This window comes from Streptomyces sp. 1331.2 (assembly GCF_900199205.1).
GTDB lineage: Bacteria > Actinomycetota > Actinomycetes > Streptomycetales > Streptomycetaceae > Kitasatospora.
Window position 1 is genome coordinate 1,723,228 of record NZ_OBMJ01000001.1, and the last position, 16,710, is coordinate 1,739,937.

General features: G+C 70.7%; 15 protein-coding genes and 1 pseudogene. 6 read left to right on the forward strand and 10 right to left on the reverse strand.

The annotated features are described in order from the left end of the window. The first annotated feature begins 8 nt into the window (after nt 1-8). The 3 genes from CRP52_RS07145 (at nt 9) to CRP52_RS07150 (ending at nt 2,385) form a co-directional block, all read left to right on the forward strand. A complete protein-coding gene (locus CRP52_RS07145) occupies nt 9-1,430 on the forward strand; it encodes an MATE family efflux transporter (protein ID WP_097235633.1) in 1,422 nt (473 codons plus the stop codon). Between the two features lie 314 nt (nt 1,431-1,744). Next, nucleotides 1,745-1,879: a hypothetical protein gene (locus CRP52_RS39280; RefSeq protein WP_257032332.1), complete on the forward strand. Its 135-nt coding sequence runs from the start codon at nt 1,745-1,747 to the stop codon at nt 1,877-1,879. A gap of 38 nt (nt 1,880-1,917) precedes the next feature. Next, the gene (locus CRP52_RS07150) at nt 1,918-2,385 is read left to right on the forward strand and encodes a CinA family protein (RefSeq protein ID WP_097239896.1); all 468 of its coding nucleotides are present in this window, start codon (nt 1,918-1,920) and stop codon (nt 2,383-2,385) included. 36 nt (nt 2,386-2,421) lie between these two features. On the opposite strand, the gene CRP52_RS07155 is transcribed toward CRP52_RS07150, so the two are convergent. Then, nucleotides 2,422-2,745, reverse strand: coding sequence for a plasmid stabilization protein (locus CRP52_RS07155; protein ID WP_097235634.1), 324 nt, complete (start codon nt 2,743-2,745; stop codon nt 2,422-2,424). A 176-nt stretch (nt 2,746-2,921) separates the two neighbouring features. Between CRP52_RS07155 and CRP52_RS39285 the strand changes: the two are divergent. Next, a pseudogene (locus CRP52_RS39285) lies at nt 2,922-3,047 on the forward strand (hemerythrin domain-containing protein); the annotation flags it as partial. A 73-nt stretch (nt 3,048-3,120) separates the two neighbouring features. On the opposite strand, the gene CRP52_RS07165 reads toward CRP52_RS39285, so the two are convergent. The 3 genes from CRP52_RS07165 to CRP52_RS07170 form a co-directional block, all read right to left on the reverse strand. Next, nucleotides 3,121-3,660: a DUF6328 family protein gene (locus tag CRP52_RS07165; RefSeq protein WP_097235635.1), complete on the reverse strand. Its 540-nt coding sequence runs from the start codon at nt 3,658-3,660 to the stop codon at nt 3,121-3,123. 15 nt (nt 3,661-3,675) lie between these two features. After that, nucleotides 3,676-3,801 carry a hypothetical protein gene (locus CRP52_RS39290; protein ID WP_257032333.1) on the reverse strand — a complete coding sequence of 42 codons (126 nt, stop codon included), beginning with the start codon at nt 3,799-3,801 and terminating at the stop codon, nt 3,676-3,678. Nucleotides 3,802-3,999: 198 nt separating this feature from the next. Further along, the gene (locus tag CRP52_RS07170) at nt 4,000-4,974 is read right to left on the reverse strand and encodes an LLM class F420-dependent oxidoreductase (RefSeq protein ID WP_097235636.1); all 975 of its coding nucleotides are present in this window, start codon (nt 4,972-4,974) and stop codon (nt 4,000-4,002) included. A 414-nt stretch (nt 4,975-5,388) separates the two neighbouring features. On the opposite strand from CRP52_RS07170, the gene CRP52_RS07175 reads away from it, so the two are divergent. Then, on the forward strand, nt 5,389-6,567 hold the full coding sequence (locus tag CRP52_RS07175; protein ID WP_373560465.1) for a serine hydrolase domain-containing protein: 1,179 nt from the start codon (nt 5,389-5,391) through the stop codon (nt 6,565-6,567). Nucleotides 6,568-6,689: 122 nt separating this feature from the next. Here the strand turns inward: CRP52_RS07175 and CRP52_RS07180 are convergent, their stop codons facing one another. Continuing rightward, entirely contained in the window at nt 6,690-7,391 is a 702-nt protein-coding gene (locus CRP52_RS07180) for a response regulator transcription factor (protein WP_097235638.1), read from the reverse strand. Beyond that, entirely contained in the window at nt 7,388-8,623 is a 1,236-nt protein-coding gene (locus CRP52_RS07185) for a sensor histidine kinase (RefSeq protein ID WP_097235639.1), read from the reverse strand. The genes CRP52_RS07180 and CRP52_RS07185 overlap by 4 nt, the downstream gene beginning before the upstream one ends. Before the next feature lie 327 nt (nt 8,624-8,950). On the opposite strand from CRP52_RS07185, the gene CRP52_RS07190 reads away from it, so the two are divergent. Continuing rightward, nucleotides 8,951-11,227: an MMPL family transporter gene (locus CRP52_RS07190; RefSeq protein ID WP_097235640.1), complete on the forward strand. Its 2,277-nt coding sequence runs from the start codon at nt 8,951-8,953 to the stop codon at nt 11,225-11,227. A gap of 580 nt (nt 11,228-11,807) precedes the next feature. Here the strand turns inward: CRP52_RS07190 and CRP52_RS07195 are convergent. From CRP52_RS07195 to CRP52_RS07210, 4 genes are all read right to left on the reverse strand, one after another. Next, nucleotides 11,808-13,553, reverse strand: a complete 1,746-nt coding sequence (locus CRP52_RS07195) for an MFS transporter (RefSeq protein WP_097235641.1) — start codon at nt 13,551-13,553, stop codon at nt 11,808-11,810. A gap of 235 nt (nt 13,554-13,788) precedes the next feature. Next, nucleotides 13,789-14,991 (reverse strand): amidohydrolase family protein, encoded by a 1,203-nt coding sequence (locus tag CRP52_RS07200; RefSeq protein ID WP_097235642.1) that lies wholly within the window; start codon nt 14,989-14,991, stop codon nt 13,789-13,791. 88 nt (nt 14,992-15,079) lie between these two features. After that, entirely contained in the window at nt 15,080-16,183 is a 1,104-nt protein-coding gene (locus CRP52_RS07205; protein WP_143685672.1) for an MAB_1171c family putative transporter, read from the reverse strand. A 14-nt stretch (nt 16,184-16,197) separates the two neighbouring features. After that, nucleotides 16,198-16,587, reverse strand: coding sequence for a hypothetical protein (locus CRP52_RS07210; protein ID WP_257032334.1), 390 nt, complete (start codon nt 16,585-16,587; stop codon nt 16,198-16,200). Between the last annotated feature and the right edge of the window lie 123 nt (nt 16,588-16,710).

Sequence of the window (16,710 nt, forward strand, 5' to 3'; positions counted from 1 at the left end):
GCCTCACCATGCAGCAGTTGACCACCCTCGCCCGCGACGGCCGCGCCCTCGCCGTCCTCGCCGTCCCGCTCGCCCTGACCCAGCTCGCCCAGGTCGCCCTCACCACCACCGACACCGTCATGATGGGCGCCCTCGGCACCGAGGCCCTCGCCGCCGGCGGCCTCGCCCTGGTCGTCTTCAACCAGCTGCGCACCATGGGCGTCGGCCTCGTCACCTCCGTCGGCAACCAGGTCGCGGCCGCCGCCGCCCGAGCCGAACAGGCCGAGCACCCCGACAAGGACACCGAGACCGGCGACAGCGAGGAAGTACGCGCCCTGGTGAGGGCGGCCATGGCCGTCGCCACCCTCGCCGGCCTCGTGGGAGCCGTCCTCATGGTCCTCATCGGGCAGGCCGCCACCTTCCTCGGCCAGGACGCGGACGTCGCCCACCGTGCCCAGGGCATGCTCGCCGCCCTGGCGCCGGGACTGCTGCCCTGCCTCTGGTTCCAGGCGATCCGCCAGTTCACCGTCGGCATGCGCCGACCGCAGGCCCTGCTGCGGATCACCATCGCCTCCGTCGCGATCAACGCCGCACTCAACTGGGTCTTCATCCACGGCACCTGGGGCCTGCCCAAGCTCGGCCTCACCGGCATCGGGGTGGCCACCAGCAGCGTCTACCTGCTCTCCTTCCTCGCCCTCTACGCCTCCGCCCGCCGCGACCCCCAGCTGGCACCCCTGCTCAGCCTGGACTTCTGGCGCGCCGATGCCCCCACCGTGCGCCGCCTGCTCGGCCTCGGCACCCCGATCGCCGCCACCTACGGTTCCGAGGCCGGCTTCTTCTCCGTCACCGCCCTGCTCGCCGGCAGCTTCGGCGCCGCCGCCCTCGCCGCCCACACCGCCGTCAACCAGCTGATCTACATCGTCTTCCAGGTCGCCGTCGGCCTCTCCCACGCCGCCTCCATCAACGTCAGCCGCGAACTCGCCCTCGGCGAGTACACCGCCGCCCGCCGGATCAAGAACACCGCCCTCGCCTGCGGTGCCGTCGTCACCGCCCTCGTCGGCATCGCCTACCTCGCCGTCCCCGACCTCGTCCTGCGGCCCTACTTCGACCCCGACACAGCCACCGACCAGCAGGGCCTGCACATCGCCACCGGCCTCCTCGCCGTCGTCGCCGTGCTCCAGTTCTTCGACTGCGCCCAGAACATCGGCGTCGGCCTGCTCCGCGGCCTCGACGACACCAAGAGCGGCTTCCGCATCACCCTCATCGGCTACTGGCTCGTCGGCCTGCCCGCCGCCTGGCTCCTCGCCTACCCCCTCGGCGGCGAAACCCGCGGCCTGTGGCTCGGCCTGCTCATCGGACTCGCCACCACCGCCGTCCTCCTGCTGCGCCGCTACGGCCTCGCCCTCACCGCCAGGGCAGCCACGGTTCCCGAGCCGGCCGTCACCGGCTGAACCGCGCCTCGCTCCACACCCGGGGGCCGGTCCAGCGCGACCGGACCGGCCCCCACGGCCCGGAGATGGTCGAGGACGCAGTCCGCGCCCTGCTCTCCGGTGTGTCCCACGCCGCCCTCAACGGCTCCGGTGATCTCCGGGAATGCCGTGCTGCAGCTTTCCGAAAGCCCGTCCTGCTCCGTTCCGTGCGCGCTTGAGTGCGGATCGCGGCACGATGAAACGGCCGGACTGTTTCGGGTCGGGACAGGCTCGGAGCCGCTGCGCCCCACGCACGGCCGGTCCTGCGCTACCACCCTTGATCCGGAGGAATGGCGATGTCCCCCCAGCCGTTGGCCAAGCCGTTGCCCGTCTACCTGAACGACCACCCGACCGGGGCGGTCAGCGCCGCCGTCGGTGCCCACCGGCCCGGTACGGAGCGGCCTGGCGCCGGCTCGGGCACCTCCCGGTGAACAGCTCCGCGCCCGTGGGCGAGGCGGGCCAGGACCGGATGGCGCGCGAGCTGACCGCGGCGCTTCGAGCGGCCGGGAGCACCGTGGCCGTGGCGGAGTCCCTGACGGGTGGCCTCCTGGCGCTCGTGCTCACCGAGCCGCCCGGGGCGAGCGAGGTGTTCGTCGGCTCTGTCACGGCCTACACCGACGAGGTCAAACACGGTGTTCTGGGTGTCGAGCGTGCCTTGCTGGAGCGGCGCGGTGCGGTCGATGCCGAGGTGGCCCGGCAGATGGCGGACGGTGTGCGGCGACTGATGGGCAGCACGTACGCCCTTTCGACCACCGGAGTGGCCGGCCCGCAGTCGCAGGACGGCAGGCCGGTCGGCACCGTGTTCATCGCGCTTGCCGACGCTGACGGCACGCGCGTCATCTCGCCGAACCTGCACGGTGACCGGTTCGCCATTCAGCAGGAGTGCGTCGCCGAGGCACTGGGCCTCCTGCAGGCCCGTCTGCGTCCCTCGTCCTGACGGTCGGCGCACACCGGACGCCGTCGCCGCACTCGGTCAGTGGCCGAGGGCGTTGGCGAGTTCCTTCTTGTTCATCTTCGAGCGGCCGTGGATGTTCCGCTGCTTGGCCTCGTTGTACAGCTGCTCCTTCGTCGGTCCCTGGGAGCCGGAGTGCGAGCGCTGCCCGCCTCGCCGGGAGGAGGACATGTCGTGAATGGACGAGCGGCTGGCGGTCTTCGACTCACCGTGCCGGGCCCGTTCCTTGTTCACGGTCCGGGCAGCGATCTCCTTCGCCCGCTTCTGGCTCTCTCCGCGCTCCAGCGCGCTGTCCTTGATGTGTTCGTACTGCCGTTCACGCTTCTTGCTCGAACCCGCAGGCATGTTTCCTCCTCTGTGGTGTGCCGCCTCTGCTGTGGGCCGCGTAGTCTGCCTCGACCCCAGGACGCGGCCCGTTCGCAGATTTCCGACACAGTCCGGCGCCCCGGGAGGTGCCCGGCAGGGACCGGGTGGGGCGCTACGCCGAGGCGTTTGCCCGTGTTTCGTCATCCCATGCGCGCCGCAGGCTCCGCCGCCCCGCGCCGACCCGCCCGCACCCCGCCGCGCCCGACTCCCCGACGGCCGGCAAGCTGCTCGCCCCCGGCGTCGGCCTGGTCGACCGGGCCCGCGACCCCACGGCAGCTCGGAGCGGGCCTTACGGCGGTGACCACAATGACCGCCGCCCCCGTCAGCGTGGGCCTGTCGGCCCGGGGGCATGCATCATGAGGACCGGCCGTTACCGCCCTCCTCGCCGCTGTCACCCTTGGTCGCCTGGCGTGCCGCCGTTCGACGTAGTACGACGTGGGGCAGGACGAGCCAGGTCGTGGTGAACCACAGCAGGACGGTGGCGCTGATGATCCATGCGGCGGCCGGGTTGCCGGTCGCCGTGCGCAGCAGGAGCAGCAGGGCGGCGGCGATGGTCAGGGCGAGGGTGACGAGTCCGGTGGCGATGAGGCGGCCGGCGACGTGGATGAGTTCGGGCTTCATGTCGTGGCCGGCGAGGAGGCGGTGGAAGGCCACGGGTGCGATGAGGGCGCCGGTGGCAACGGCGCCCAGGATCACGGTGGCGGTGTAGAGGTTCTTGTCGAAGTCGGGCAGGGCGGCGAAGCGGGGGGTGAAGACGACGCCGATGAGGAAGCCGAAGAGGATCTGTGCACCGGTCTGGCACACGCGCACTTCCTGGAGCATGTCGGTCCACAGGCGGTCGGCCCGTTCCTGGGGTGTCTCGTCCCGGCCCGGTGCGCCATTGTTCGTCGTCAACGGATCCTCTCCCGGTTACATGCGGTTCTGGTGGTGGCCGGTCCGGGCGCGGGCGCAGCGCAGGAGTTCCTCGCCGTAGGGCAGGGCGATGAAGGCGATGAAGGCGGTGACGGCGGGGATCGTCGTCTCGTCACTGGTCATGTCCGCAACCTACGGCGAGTTGCCGTCACCCGCCGCCGGGCGGGAACCCGGGCAGCCGCCCCGCTTGCGGGATGCCTGACAGTCGGGTGAAAGCGCCTCGCTTCCGGGTGGTGGCCCAGCGACCGGCTCCCCCGCGCGGCCGTGACAGGCCGGGCCGTGGCGGTGCCGTCAGGCCCCGTCAGGCCCCGTCAGGCCCCCTCAGGCCCGGAATGCCGCACGCAGCGCCGGCAGCAGGGTGCTGCCGGCCCAGTCGAGGAACGCGGGCTGGCTGTCGCCGCCGACCTGGACGAGAGCGACCTCGCCGAATCCTGCGTCGGAGAACGGCCGTACCGCTTCGACGAAGTCCTCGACCCGGTCGCCACAGGGGATGGCCTCGGCGACGTCGTCCGGGCGGACGAAGCGGCTCGCGGCGGCGAAGCCCGCGGTCCCGGGAAGTTCGGCGTTGACCTTCCAGCCGCCGCCGAACCAGCGGAACTGCTCGTGGGCCCGCCGTACGGCGGTGTCCCGGTCCGGGTCCCAGCACACCGGCAGCTGGCCCACAGCCGGTTTCCCGGCCCCGCCGTGCTCCGCGAAGCCGGCGACCAGCGCCGGGTCGGGCTCCACGGCGATCACCAGGTCGGCCGAGCGACCCGCCAGTTCGCAGGAGCGCGGCCCCGAGACGGCGATTCCGATCGGTGGCGGCCGGTCGGGAAGGTCCCACAGCCGGGCGCCCTCGACGTCGAAGTGGTGGCCGTGCCATGTGACGTACTCGCCGGCGAACAGCGCCCGGATGATCTGCACGGCCTCGTCGAGCATCTCCTGGCGCACCGCCACCGCCGGCCAGCCCTGGCCGACCACGTGCTCGTTGAGGTTCTCGCCGCTGCCCACGCCGAGCCGGAAACGGCCCTCGGACAGGAGCTGGAGCGTGGCGGCCTTCTGCGCCACCACGACGGGGTGGTAGCGGAAGGTGGGGCAGGTGACGTAGGTCATGAGTGGGATGCGGGAGGTGGCCTGCGCGGCGGCGCCGAGCACCGCCCACGCGTACGGGGCGTGGCCCTGTTCGTCCAGCCAGGGGAAGGAGTGGTCGGAGATCACCGAGAAGTCGAAACCGGCGCCTTCGGCACGTACGACGTCCGCGACCAGATCGCGCGGGCCCCGTTGCTCGGTCATCATCGTGTATCCGATTTTCACCATGGCGCGCGTCTGCCCCGATCACGGCACCCTGCACACCGGCAGGTCCTGATTTCCCGCGATCGCATTCCCCCCCCCCGCCCGTGACTGCCCGGCCCGGCCGCGTCGGTCCGGTCGCCGTCCCCGGCGCGGGCCACACCCCCGCCCGGAACCGCGACCCGGCGACCGCGGCGAGTGTCCGCATCTCAGGGGCGGCGATGAACGACGCCTGGTCCCCGGTGAGTCCCCGAATCCCGCGCCTCCCCAAGCGGGCCGATCAGCACCGGCGGCCAGGAGTACGGTCCTGGCCGGGGGCGACTCCCGGAGTCCACTCCCGGGCGCGGTTTCGTCCTGGGTGCGGACGAACTCCCCTGCCTCCGAATGGTCCTCTTGATCAAGGCCGGGATCACCGGCGCCATTCATCGGAGGGGTCCTTTCGTGTTCGAGCATGCACCTCACAGCCGCTTCCCGCTCTCCCGCCGGGGCAGCCGACACCGGGCGGTGGCGGTCGTGACCGCCGTGGCCGCCGGGGTCATGACGGCCGGGGCGCTGGCACCGACTGCGGCGTTCGCGGGCGGCAGGCCGGACAGCGTCCAGTCGAGCCTGAACGCGCTGGTGAAGGACGACGACCTGCCCGCCGCGCTGGCCTCCGTCAAGGGCCGCGACGGCCGCACCCGCACCTACACCGCCGGCGTCGGCGACCTCGCCACCGGGGCCAAGGTCCCCGTCGACGGGCAGATCCGGATCGGCAGCAACACCAAGACCTTCACCGCCGTCGTCGTCCTCCAGCTCGTCGCCGAAGGAAAGATCGGCCTTGACGCGCCCGTCGACACCTACCTCCCCGGCCTGCTGCGCGGCGACGGCATCGACGGACGCCACATCACCGTCCGTCAGCTGCTCCAGCACACCAGCGGCCTGCCCGACTACATGAGCGCCCCCGCGCTCTCGGACTTCACCACGATCCAGCACCGCTACTTCGAGCCCCGCGACCTCCTCGACGGCGCCCTCGCCCAGAAGGCCGTCTTCCCCCCGGGCACCAGCTGGGCGTACAGCAACACCAACTACATCGTCGCCGGACTCCTCATCCAGAAGGTCACCGGGCGGCCCGTCAGCGAGGAGATCACCAAGCGCGTCATCGACCGGATCGGCCTGCGCCACACCTACTTCCCCACCCCGGGGGACACGACCATCCACGAGGCCCACCCGCACGGCTATTACCGCAGCGCGCCGGACGCACCCCCGATCGACTACACCGAGATGGACTCCTCGATGGCCTGGGCGTCGGGGGCGGTCGTCTCCACCAACACCGACCTCAACTCGTTCTTCACCGCGCTCGTCGGCGGCCGGCTCCTGCCCGCGGCGCAGCTCGCCGAGATGCGCACCACCGTCCCCGCCGAGCTCCTGGGCCCGGGGGTCCGCTACGGGCTGGGTCTGCAGAGCAAGCCGCTCTCCTGTGGCGGCCTCCTCTGGGGCCACGGCGGGACCACCCCGGGCTACCGCTCCCGCGGCGGGGTCACCGAGGACGGCCGCGCCGCCACCATCACAGTCACCACCATCCCGGACGAGGCCGCCGCGCAGCACATGGCGGACGCCCTGGACGCGGCCCTCTGCCGCTGACCCGCCCACGGCGGACAACCGACCGGGCTCGACCATCGACCCCACCAGGACACGAGCCCGGTGGGGGTCGCTGGCCAGGCCCGGCTCAACTCCCCCCACCCCCAGCCCACTTCGATCCCGCTTCAGCCCGCCGGGTTCGTGGACCGGGCCTCCACCAGGCCCGACTCGTACGCCGCGATCACCGCCTGAGCCCGGTCGCGGACGCTCAGCTTGGCGAAGATGCTGGTGATGTAGTTCTTGACCGTGGAGACGCTGATGCCCATCGCCGACGCGATCTCGGCGTTGTCGAGGCCGGTGGCCAGCAGGTGCCACACCTCGATCTCGCGGGGCGTCAGTTCACCCGGATCGGACACCGGCACCGACGGCGGCGACTGCGGCCGGTGGGGCGTGGTGACGTAGGTGGAGATCAGCCGGGTGAGCAGGCGCGGCGCCACCGCCGCCTCCCCGGTGTGTACGGTGCGCACGGCCGCCGAGAGCTCCTCCGGGGAGACGTCCTTGGGGAGGAACCCGGAGGCGCCGGCGCGCAGGGCGGCCACCACGTACTCGTCCATGTCGAAGGTGCTCAGCGCCAGGACCCGGCATGCGGGCAGCTCCCGCGTGATCCGCTCGGTCGCCTGGACGCCATCGAGGACCGGCATCCGGATGTCCATCACCACGACGTGCGGCCGGTGCCGGTGCGCGAGGTCGACCGCTTGCTGCCCGTCGTCCGCCTCCGCCACCACCTCGAACGCCGGGTCCGGTGCCAGGATCAGGGCCAGGCCCCGCCGCACCAGCGGCTGGTCGTCCGCGATCAGCACCCTGATCCGCTCCGGGGTTCCCGTCATCCGAGCCGGTCCTCTCCGTCGGGCGGCGCCGTCGGCAGGCCGGCCACCACCCGGAAGCCACCACCGTCGACGCCGCCGGCCACCATGCTGCCGCCCTGCAGCGCGACGCGTTCGCGCATGCCGATCAGACCGTACCCGGTGCGGCCCGCCCGCGGTCCGGCCGCACCGCCCGTCCCCGTCAGGGTGCCCACCCGGGCATCGGTCGGCGCGGCGGAGCCGTTGTCGGACACCTCGACGGTGACCCGGTCCGGGTGGTAGGTCAGGTGAACCCGCGCCCGGGCCCGACCGCCGGCGTGCTTGCGGGTGTTGGTGAGGGACTCCTGGACGATCCGGAACACCGCCAGGCTGGTGCTCGGCGGCAGTGGACGCTCCTGCCCCAGGACGGCGAACTCCGTGGGCAGACCGGCCCTGCGGGACTCCTCGACGAGCCCTGCGAGGTCCCCGACGCCGGGCTGCGGCGCGGACGGCGCCCCGGCCCCTGCCGCCTCCTCCGGCACGTCGCCGGCCCGGAGTACGTCGAGCAGCTGGCGCATCTCGCGCAGCGCCATCCGCCCGGAGCCCTCCAGCGTGACCAGGGCGTCGCGCACCACCTCGGTGTCACCCCCGAGGTTCGCTCGGGCACCACCGGCCATCAGCTGCATGGTGGTGATGTGGTGGGCCACGATGTCATGCAACTCCCGTGCGATGCGGCGCCGTTCCTGCGCCACCGCGCGGTCGGCCAGCAGACTGCGCCTGACCTCCATCTCGTGCTGCCAACGCCTCAGAACCTCGGCCGCGACGATGACCAGCGCCGCAGCGAGCACGTTGGCCGCCACGTCCGCCGCCGGAGGGGGCAGCGGATGCCCCCGGCCCAGCAGTGGCACGCCGGCCGCCACCAGGGCGGCCGGCGCCGCCACCGCGATGCCGCTGGAGCGGGCCACAGCGAACAGCGCGACGCACAGGGTGGCGTTGAAGTGGTTCGGCACCGGCACGCGCAGGTTCAGTGCCAGGCCGAGGACCAGCACACCGGCCAGTGACGCCAGCGGGTAGCGGCGCCTGGCGAGCAGCGGCATGGCCGCCAGTACGAGCATGACCAGCGCGGTCAGGGCGATCGGCTGGCTTCCGTCCGGACTGCCGATCGAATAGCCGAGGAGGTCCAGGACGGCCGCCCCGACGGCCACCAGCGCGTCACTGGCCGTCCAGGGCAGGCCGTCGGCTCTCGGCGGCGGCACGGGCCGGTGGGGCGTCGACATGCTGGTGCTGGTCCTTTCCGTGGCCGGTCGGCACTGGCCTTCGCCGGTTCACCGCGGCCGCATCTCGGAGTCGGGTGCCGTTCCGGCAACGGCCTGCGGCCCCCGCCCGGGGGAGCCTCCGCGGTCCATCCTCGCAGCGGCTCCCGGCCCCGGGCAGGCACCCCGGACCGATCCCTGACCAGGCCCCTGGTCCTGGTCAGGACCGTGTGCCGGGCCCTGGTCCCGACGGCGTTCTCCTCCCCCGCTCGGACGAGAAGGCCCGGTACCCCGTGATGGCCTGGAGACGTGCCGGAACTCCCGGTTACAGCACCACAACCGGAGGACAGCGTGATCCGTGCCCTGACCGGATTCTCCACCAGGAATCCGTGGAAGGTGATCGCCGCGTGGGCGGTCCTGGGAATGCTCCTGACCATCCTGAGCCAGACCTTGATCTACCGGGTGACCCAGACGCAGACGGCCGACTTCCTACCCAAGAGCTACGACTCGGCCGCCGCCATGGCGATCGCCCACGACCGGTTCGGGGCGAAGCCCGATGCCAACCCGGTGACCGTCCTGGTCGCACGGACCGACGGCCGGGCACTGACTCCCACCGACCGGGAGCAGATCGACGCCGGGGCGAAGCGGCTGAGCAGCCTCAGGGTCGCCATGCCCAAGCCCAAGGACGAGGCGCTCCTTCAGCGGGACTACTCGCAGATCCCCCAGGTCAGCCCGGCCATGGCGGCACCTGACGGGACCTTCGAGCTGCTCTCCGCCAACCTCACCGGAAACCCCGCCGACCCGGGCCTGGAGAACACCTTCCGGGCGTTCCGGGACAACGCCCGGGCGGAGTTCGCCGCCCAGGGCCTGCGAACCGGCTTCACCGGCGCACTCGCCGACCAGGTCGACTCCGCCGACGACGGGAAGACCCTCGCAACCATCGCCTCCGCCTGCGCCGTCGCCCTGATCGTGCTGCTCCATGTCCTGGTGTTCCGCAGCGTCCTCGCCGCCCTGCTGCCGCTGGTCTCGGTGGCCCTCATCAGCGGCGTGGCCGGCGGCGCGGTCGTGGGCACCGCGCTGCTCACCGGCATCAAGCTCGACCCCTCCGTACCGAGCCTCATCGGCGTGGTACTCCTGGGCATCGGCATCGACTACTTCCTGTTCCTGATGTTCCGCTTCCGCGAGCAGTTGCGGGCCCGACCCGATCGCCACCACCGCACCACCGCCGCCGAGGTCAGTCAGAAGGTCGGCACCGCGGTCACCTCGGCCGCACTGACCATCGTCGCCGCCTTCGCCACCCTCGGGATCGCCGGCTTCGGCCAGTTCCGGGTGCTCGGCCCGGCCGTCGCGGTCTCGGTCCTGGTCATGCTGCTGGCCAGTCTCACCCTGATGCCCGCCGTGCTCGCGGCCTGCGGACGCAAACTCTTCTGGCCCTCACGTGCCCTCGACGCCGAACCCCGCGCCGGCACCGCAGCCCGATTCGCCGGCCTGCTGGCCCGCCGCCCGCTGACCGTGGTCCTCGCCTCGCTCGCCCTCCTGGGCGCCCTGGCCGGCGGGCTGGCCGGGATCAGGATGGACTACGGCGTGGGCGGCGGCCCACGCACCGCGTCCCAGACCACCGCCCTCGAAATCGCCCATGCCCTGCCCGCCGGCGTGGCGGACCCGACCAGCGTCTACGTCGAAACCAAGAACGCCGGCCCCCTCTCCGCCGGCGCACTGGACGGCCTGGCCCAGCGCCTCACCCGGGTCGCCGGCGTCGGCCAGGTGGCCAAGCCGGTCCTGAGCGAGAACCGGCAGGCCGCACGGATCGACCTGTTCCTCACCGAGGACCCGCAGTCCCAGCGGGCCCGCGACCTGGTCTCCGGCCCGATCCGCGAAGCCGTCGCCCAGAGCACCCCCGCCGACCTGGCCGCGCACGTCGGCGGCACCCCGGCCGTCTTCGCCGACGTCTCCACCGCCGTCGGGCGCGACCTTCGGCTGGTCTTCCCGGTCGCGGCGGCACTGATCGGGGTGATCCTCCTCCTGCTGCTGCGCAGCCTGCTGGCACCAGTGGTCCTGATGCTCTCCGTCGGCCTCGGCTTCGCGGCCACCCTCGGCGCGGCCGCCCTGCTGTTCCAGCACGCCATGGACAAGCCGGGCGTCAACTTCACGCTGCCCCTGGTCCTGTTCCTGTTCGTGGTCGCGCTCGGCACCGACTACAACATCCTGATCAGCGACCGGATCCGGGAGGAGATGGAACATCCCGGGCCGCCCCGGGCAGCAGTCGCGCGCGCCCTGCGGCACACCGCGCCGGCCATCGCGACGGCGGGCCTCGTCCTGGCCGGCTCCTTCGCCAGCCTCGCGGTGACCCCGCAACCCTCCACCCAGCAGATCGGCTTCGCCACCGCGCTCGGCATCCTGCTCTCCGCGTTCCTGCTGTCCATCGTGCTGGTGCCCGCCCTGGCCGCGATCCTCGGCCGCAGCCTGTGGTGGCCCCTGCGCCCCGGACGCACGACCACCCGACCCACCGACCGGCACCGCACGGACCCCCCGCACGCACGGCAGTCGCCGCCCCGGCCCCAGTGGCCCGCGCCGCAGGAGGAACACGGCGCCGCCCCCTCCCGGGCCCGACGGAGCCATCACTCCTAGAACGCGGCCGGCTCGGAAGACGACACCGGACGCAGCCGCCGCAGTGCCTCGGAGAAGCCGCTGGTCCGTGTGGTGGCATCGGCCAGATCCGCCGGCAGGCGCGAACCAGCGCGGGTAACGCCCCCGTGCCCGTCAGCGCTGACGGGCACGGGGTCGGGGCGAGACCGGGTGGTGTGCACGCGGAAAGTGCCTTCCCGCTGGTACGACGGAGACCTTGGACAGGCCTCATCGTCCCAGCTCAGAAGGCACTTCTGCTTTTCTGGTCGTGATCCGGACGCACCTCGAAGTGAAACGCGCGGGCCAGTGGTGCTCCGGGAACGGGGTGTCGGCCGATCTGGCGGCCCGGCCGACAGGCGGCGCCACCTGGCCGGTCGGCACAGATCGTTCTCGGGGTGGAGCCGAGAACGGCGTGGTCGGGCTCCCCGCATCCGACGGCGGTCGCGGACAAGGCGACCAGCAAGACCAGTGAGGCTGCGCTCTTGAACCTGCGCGCGATCTCTCCTCTTTCTTCGTCAGGGCTGGTATGGCGGCATGTTGCGGTGATCGCGGCGCTTCGGTCCGCAAGCGCCAGGCCAGGAGATCACCCGATGATCACCGTGTCGCGGCTTCGCTCCTCGAATTCGCTCAGCTCCTGGCCGCGGACCCGGGGAAGGGCGAACACCAGCAGGAAGCAGGCGACGAACAGGCCGACTTGCAGGAAGAGGGTTCGCTCTGCCGCCTCGGCAAAGTCGGTGCGTAGGTCGCGGGTCGCCTCGGCCTGGAGGACGTCTGCCACCTTCGCGGCGAGCTGGATCTGACTGCTTCCGCCCGGCGGATTGCTCTCGGCCTGGCAGCTGGCCGGGACGGCGGCGGGGTCCTTCTCGTTGGCCCGGTCGTGGAAGCAGGCGCGGTATTGCTGGATCATCCGGTCAGCCACCGACTCGTCCAGCTTAAGTACGACCAGCTCCCGTTTGAGTTTCGGGACTTGAGCTTCGGTGACGGAGTCCGCATGGCTGCCGAGCAATCCGAAGAAGAATGTGCCCAGGACCGCGATGCCGACAGCACTGCCGATCTGCTGCGCGGTGGTAAGTGCGCCGGAGGCTGCGCCGGCCTGATCAAGTGGCACCTTGGCCAGGACGAGGGTGACCAGCGGGGTGACGGTCAGCCCGAAGCCGATACCCGAGAGGACGAGGGAGGGCAGCAGTTGGAGAGTGTGGAGGTCGGTGCCCCAGCGGTGCACGACCCAGATGGTCGCGCCGGTGCCGAGGATGAGGAGAGCCAACCCCAGGTGCAGGATCGGACGACCGAGCCGAGGGGCCAGCGCGATCGAGGTCCCGGATCCGATCGCCGAGCCCAGCGCGTAGGGGACCAGAGCCACGCCCGCCTGAAGAGCCGTGTAGCCGAGACCCGCCTGGACGTAGAGGCTGAACACCAGGAAGAAGGGCAGGAAGGCGCCGTAGAAGAGGATGACCACGACCAGTCCGCCGGTGAAGCTGCGGTTGCGGAACAGGCTCATCCGGACGAGCGGACTGCTGCCTGACCGTGCGCGATACTGCTCGTAGACCGCGAAGAGTAGTAACAGAGCGACACCGGCGCCCATCAGGGCGAACAGCCATTTCGGCCAGTCGAGTTCACGCCCCTGAACGAGCGGATAGACGATCAGCGCGAGGCTTGCGGTGACCAGGAGGACTCCCGGCAGATCGACGGCACCAGGGTTCTCCACACGGGACTCCGGAAGGTAGCGGAGAGCGAGCAGCACTGCCAGGATGCCAACCGGTACGTTGACCAGGAAGATGGGCCGCCAGCCCCAGCCGAACAAGTCGGCCTGGATGAGCAGGCCGCCGACCAGCGGGCCAGTGATCGCAGCGAGGCCGATGATGCCCCCGAGGATGCCGAGCACGACACCTCGTCGCTCCGGCGGGACGGTCGCCTGGATGACGGAATAGACCTGTGGGTACATCAATGCGGCGGCGAGCCCTTGAAGGAGCCTGGCGACCACCAGCAGTTCCGCGCTGCCGGCGGCTCCGCACAACAACGAGGCGGCGGTGAAGGCGATCATTCCGACCAGGAAGATCCGCTTTCGCCCGGCACGGTCTCCCAGTCGCCCTCCGGCCATCAGCAGGACCGCGAACGCCAGTGTGTACCCAGCCAGCACCCACTGGATCTGGGAGTAGCTCGCCCCCAGCCCGTTCTGGATCGCGGCAACGGCAACGTTCACGATGCTGACATCGATCAGCTGCATGAACGCGGCCGTCAGCACGACGGCGAGCGCGATCCAGCTGCGCGATCCGGCAGGTTTAGTGTGCACGGCTCGTGCCGGCACTTCCCCCTTGCCAAGCTCAACCATGGCCTCTCCCAAGGGTTGTGGCGACTTCGACACCTCACACCCTAACGCCGTTAGGGTTATCTATCAACGTTAGGTAGGGTGTTCACGGCTCGATGCTCACGCATGGCTCCGCCCGCCGCTCCTCACCGCCCCCCGACATACGTGTGCGCCCGGGTCAGTCAGCAGAACTCGCTGACTGACCCGGGCGCACGTGGATCCCGGTCAGGCCGTCACATGAGGATCAGAGCCGACGCGATCACCAACTCTCACCTTTGCCGTTGCCGCATGGGCGCCCTCCTGCCAGCACGAGGCGGATGGCACGCAGGGCGTTCAGGTCTCGGAGCGGGTCGCCGTCGACGACGAGCAGGTCGGCACGGTAGCCGGCGGCAAGCTGTCCAGTTTCGGTGTCGATACCGAGGGCGCGGGCAGCGTCGATGGTGGCCATATCGATGACGCGGTCCCGGGGGAAGCCCAGATACTCGTAGAACTCGAGGCTGCTCACGAACCCGTCGAAGACCGCGTTCGGCACGCCGGCATCCGTTCCCGCCACCAGGCGGACTCCCCGCTCGGCCATCCAGCGCACCCGCGCGAAGACCTCCTCGGCCCGTTCCCTCCCGAACCGCTCGGCGAAACCCCGCCAGTTCGGGCTGGCTGCCGGGCAAACGTGGATCTCCTTGGCGGCGAGGTCGGTGACTACCTCGTCCCGCATCTCGAAGCCCCCCTCGACCATCCAGGTACAGTGCTCGATCGTGTTCACTCCAGCGGCCACGGCGCTGGCGATGCCATCCGCGCCGTGGGCGTGGGCCGCTACAGGCAGGCCCGCCCGCCCGGCTTCGGTCACGACCAGCTGCAGCTCCTCGGTCGTGAACTGGGATTGCCAAGTCGCAGGTCCGCCCGGGGTGATTCCACCGCCTGTGGCCATGACCTTGATCACGTCGGCGCCGCTCTCCACGTTGCGCCGCACCTGCTCCCGGATGGCTTCCTCACCGGATACCTCGCCGCCCAGGAACCAGCAATGCCCTCCGGGTGAGGTGAGCGGCGCCGTCGCGGCCATGATCCGCGGACCGCGCAGTACGCCCGCAGCGATCGCGTCGCGTAGCCGCACGGAAAGCGCGCCCCGGTCTCCCAGATCCCGCACCGTGGTCACCCCAGTGGCCAGGAGTTGCTGTGCCCGGCCAGCCATACCGAGAAGGAGGCTCGCGTCATCCGCGTCGCGCACGGCAGTTACCGGATCCGGCGAGGCGTCGAAGGCGAGATGCACGTGGCAGTCAATCAATCCGGGGAGCACAGTGCCCTCGGGGAAGGAAACCCTCCGCACGCCGTCCGGAGCAAGCCTCTCCACCTCGTCTCGGGTCCCGACCGCGACGATTGCACCATTGCCGACCAGTACCGCCCCGTCGTCCACGAGTTCGCCACCGGGACCCGTGAGGACCCGTCCCGCTGAGATCAGCAGCTCCATCGTTCGTTTTCCTTGATCCAATAGGTATGGGGAGTCGCCCGCGCCGTCGACGCAGGATTGAGGCTCACACGGCCTCAGGAATGACGCGCTATTCCTGCCTTAACGCGTCTGCGAGTACTACGAGTTGTTGCACGTCAGCATCCAGGTCATCGGTGTGCGGCATCGCCATGGGAACCGCAGTCGAAGGCGTCGGGCGGCCAGCCGCGTAGGTCCGGAGCGCGGTCCGCAGATGCTCAGCCAGTAGCGCCGGCGAAGACGTCCCGGTCTTGTCGTCGTGGACGCCGAGCTGTGCGACGTACGGGCTGATTCGGACGAGCCCGTCACGACATTCGATGACGCGTCGGTAGTAGCGGCGGTGGACGCCTCGAAGCGAGAGTCTGTCGCTCCAGAGGCCGACGGGTACGCGGTGCAGGGCGTCTTCGGGGTACACCTCGTGCAGTGCTGTCCAGAGCGGATGAAGCCGCCAGTACACGCGACGGTGATTCCGCCAGATGCGCAGTGCAGCGATCCGGGTGACGAGACCGGGGTAGGTGATGCCGATCACGAACAGTGGAATGGCGATCGCGAGGAGCAAGCCCGCGCTGAAGGTAAGCACCGGTGGGACCGGGTTGCCTCGCCATCGGAAGACGACGAGCACCAGGCGGATCACGTCGGCGGCTACCATGCCCGCCATACCCGCTGCTGCCAGCCATAGCCCGGTGGCCAGTTGCCGGGTGGACATCCGGGCATAGCGCCAGGTCCAGGGCAGTGCCGAGGCGAGTGCGTAGGCCAGGTACAGCCCGGCGACCACGTAGAAGACCGCCACGGGCGTCACCCGCATGTCTGCGGTCTCATACATGCGGTCTTCGACGCTTCGCGGAGTGGCAACCGCCGCGATCGAGATGACGGCGACGGCGACGACCAGTGGGACAGCTTCCCATCTGGCGCGCACTCGCCCCTGGTGCTGATCCGAGGCCGAGTGGAGGTAGAAGCACATCAGCCAGTAGACGGCCCCGAGCAGCAGCACATTCTGCAGAAGTAGGGCCGTGCCGGGACCTGCGGCGCTGTCGACTACCCGCCTGCCGGCTGCTTGGCCGAACGGGAAGGCCATGCCCGCACATACGAGACACAGGGTGACTGCCCGAAGCGGGCGATCGTGAGGAGCTTTGATGAGCTGGTACAGCTTCCAGGCCACGGCGATCACGAGAACCACGCCGAGAGGGACCGTCACAGCCATCCCTGCCGATCACCCAGGGCGGTCTGCACCAGCTGGACCGAGGGGTTGTTCGACCTGCGCGGCGTCACGCGATCGAGCACGGAGGCCCATTCCAGGATGATCGTGGCGACCAGTTCGGCCTCACGTTCGTGGTCCTGGTCGTAGGAGGTCCGCCGAAGTGCCCGTTTGACGGCTTCGAGCGAGAGATCCGGCGTCATCTGCCGCCAGAACTCGTCATCTGCTTCATCGCTCTGATGATCCGCCAGAATGTGTCCGACCTCGTGCAGGATGATGTGGTCCTGGTGGATCTTGCTGGTCTCCTGCTGATACAGGATGTAGTCGGCCGAGGTGGTAGCCAGCCAAACACCGAAGGGCCCGGGCACTGGCAGCGAGTAGGGCACGAGCCGGATGGGACGCCCGCGGCGTTCCCCGAGGAGCTGGCACAGGACGTCCACCTGTAACGGTGGCTGGATACCCAGTGCCCGCAGCTCGCGCCTACAGCGACGCCGCAGCTCCCGTTCCTT

Coding starts and splice junctions, on each gene's coding strand:
- CRP52_RS07185 (WP_097235639.1), bottom strand. CDS start 8,623: ATGTCGACGCCCCACCGGCCCGTGCCGCCGCCGAGAGCCGACGGCCTG.
- CRP52_RS07170 (WP_097235636.1), bottom strand. CDS start 4,974: ATGGTGAAAATCGGATACACGATGATGACCGAGCAACGGGGCCCGCGC.
- CRP52_RS07195 (WP_097235641.1), bottom strand. CDS start 13,553: ATGGTTGAGCTTGGCAAGGGGGAAGTGCCGGCACGAGCCGTGCACACT.
- CRP52_RS07200 (WP_097235642.1), bottom strand. CDS start 14,991: ATGGAGCTGCTGATCTCAGCGGGACGGGTCCTCACGGGTCCCGGTGGC.
- CRP52_RS07180 (WP_097235638.1), bottom strand. CDS start 7,391: ATGACGGGAACCCCGGAGCGGATCAGGGTGCTGATCGCGGACGACCAG.
- CRP52_RS07145 (WP_097235633.1), top strand. CDS start 9: ATGCAGCAGTTGACCACCCTCGCCCGCGACGGCCGCGCCCTCGCCGTC.
- CRP52_RS07150 (WP_097239896.1), top strand. CDS start 1,918: ATGGCGCGCGAGCTGACCGCGGCGCTTCGAGCGGCCGGGAGCACCGTG.
- CRP52_RS39290 (WP_257032333.1), bottom strand. CDS start 3,801: ATGACCAGTGACGAGACGACGATCCCCGCCGTCACCGCCTTCATCGCC.
- CRP52_RS07155 (WP_097235634.1), bottom strand. CDS start 2,745: ATGCCTGCGGGTTCGAGCAAGAAGCGTGAACGGCAGTACGAACACATC.
- CRP52_RS39280 (WP_257032332.1), top strand. CDS start 1,745: ATGTCCCCCCAGCCGTTGGCCAAGCCGTTGCCCGTCTACCTGAACGAC.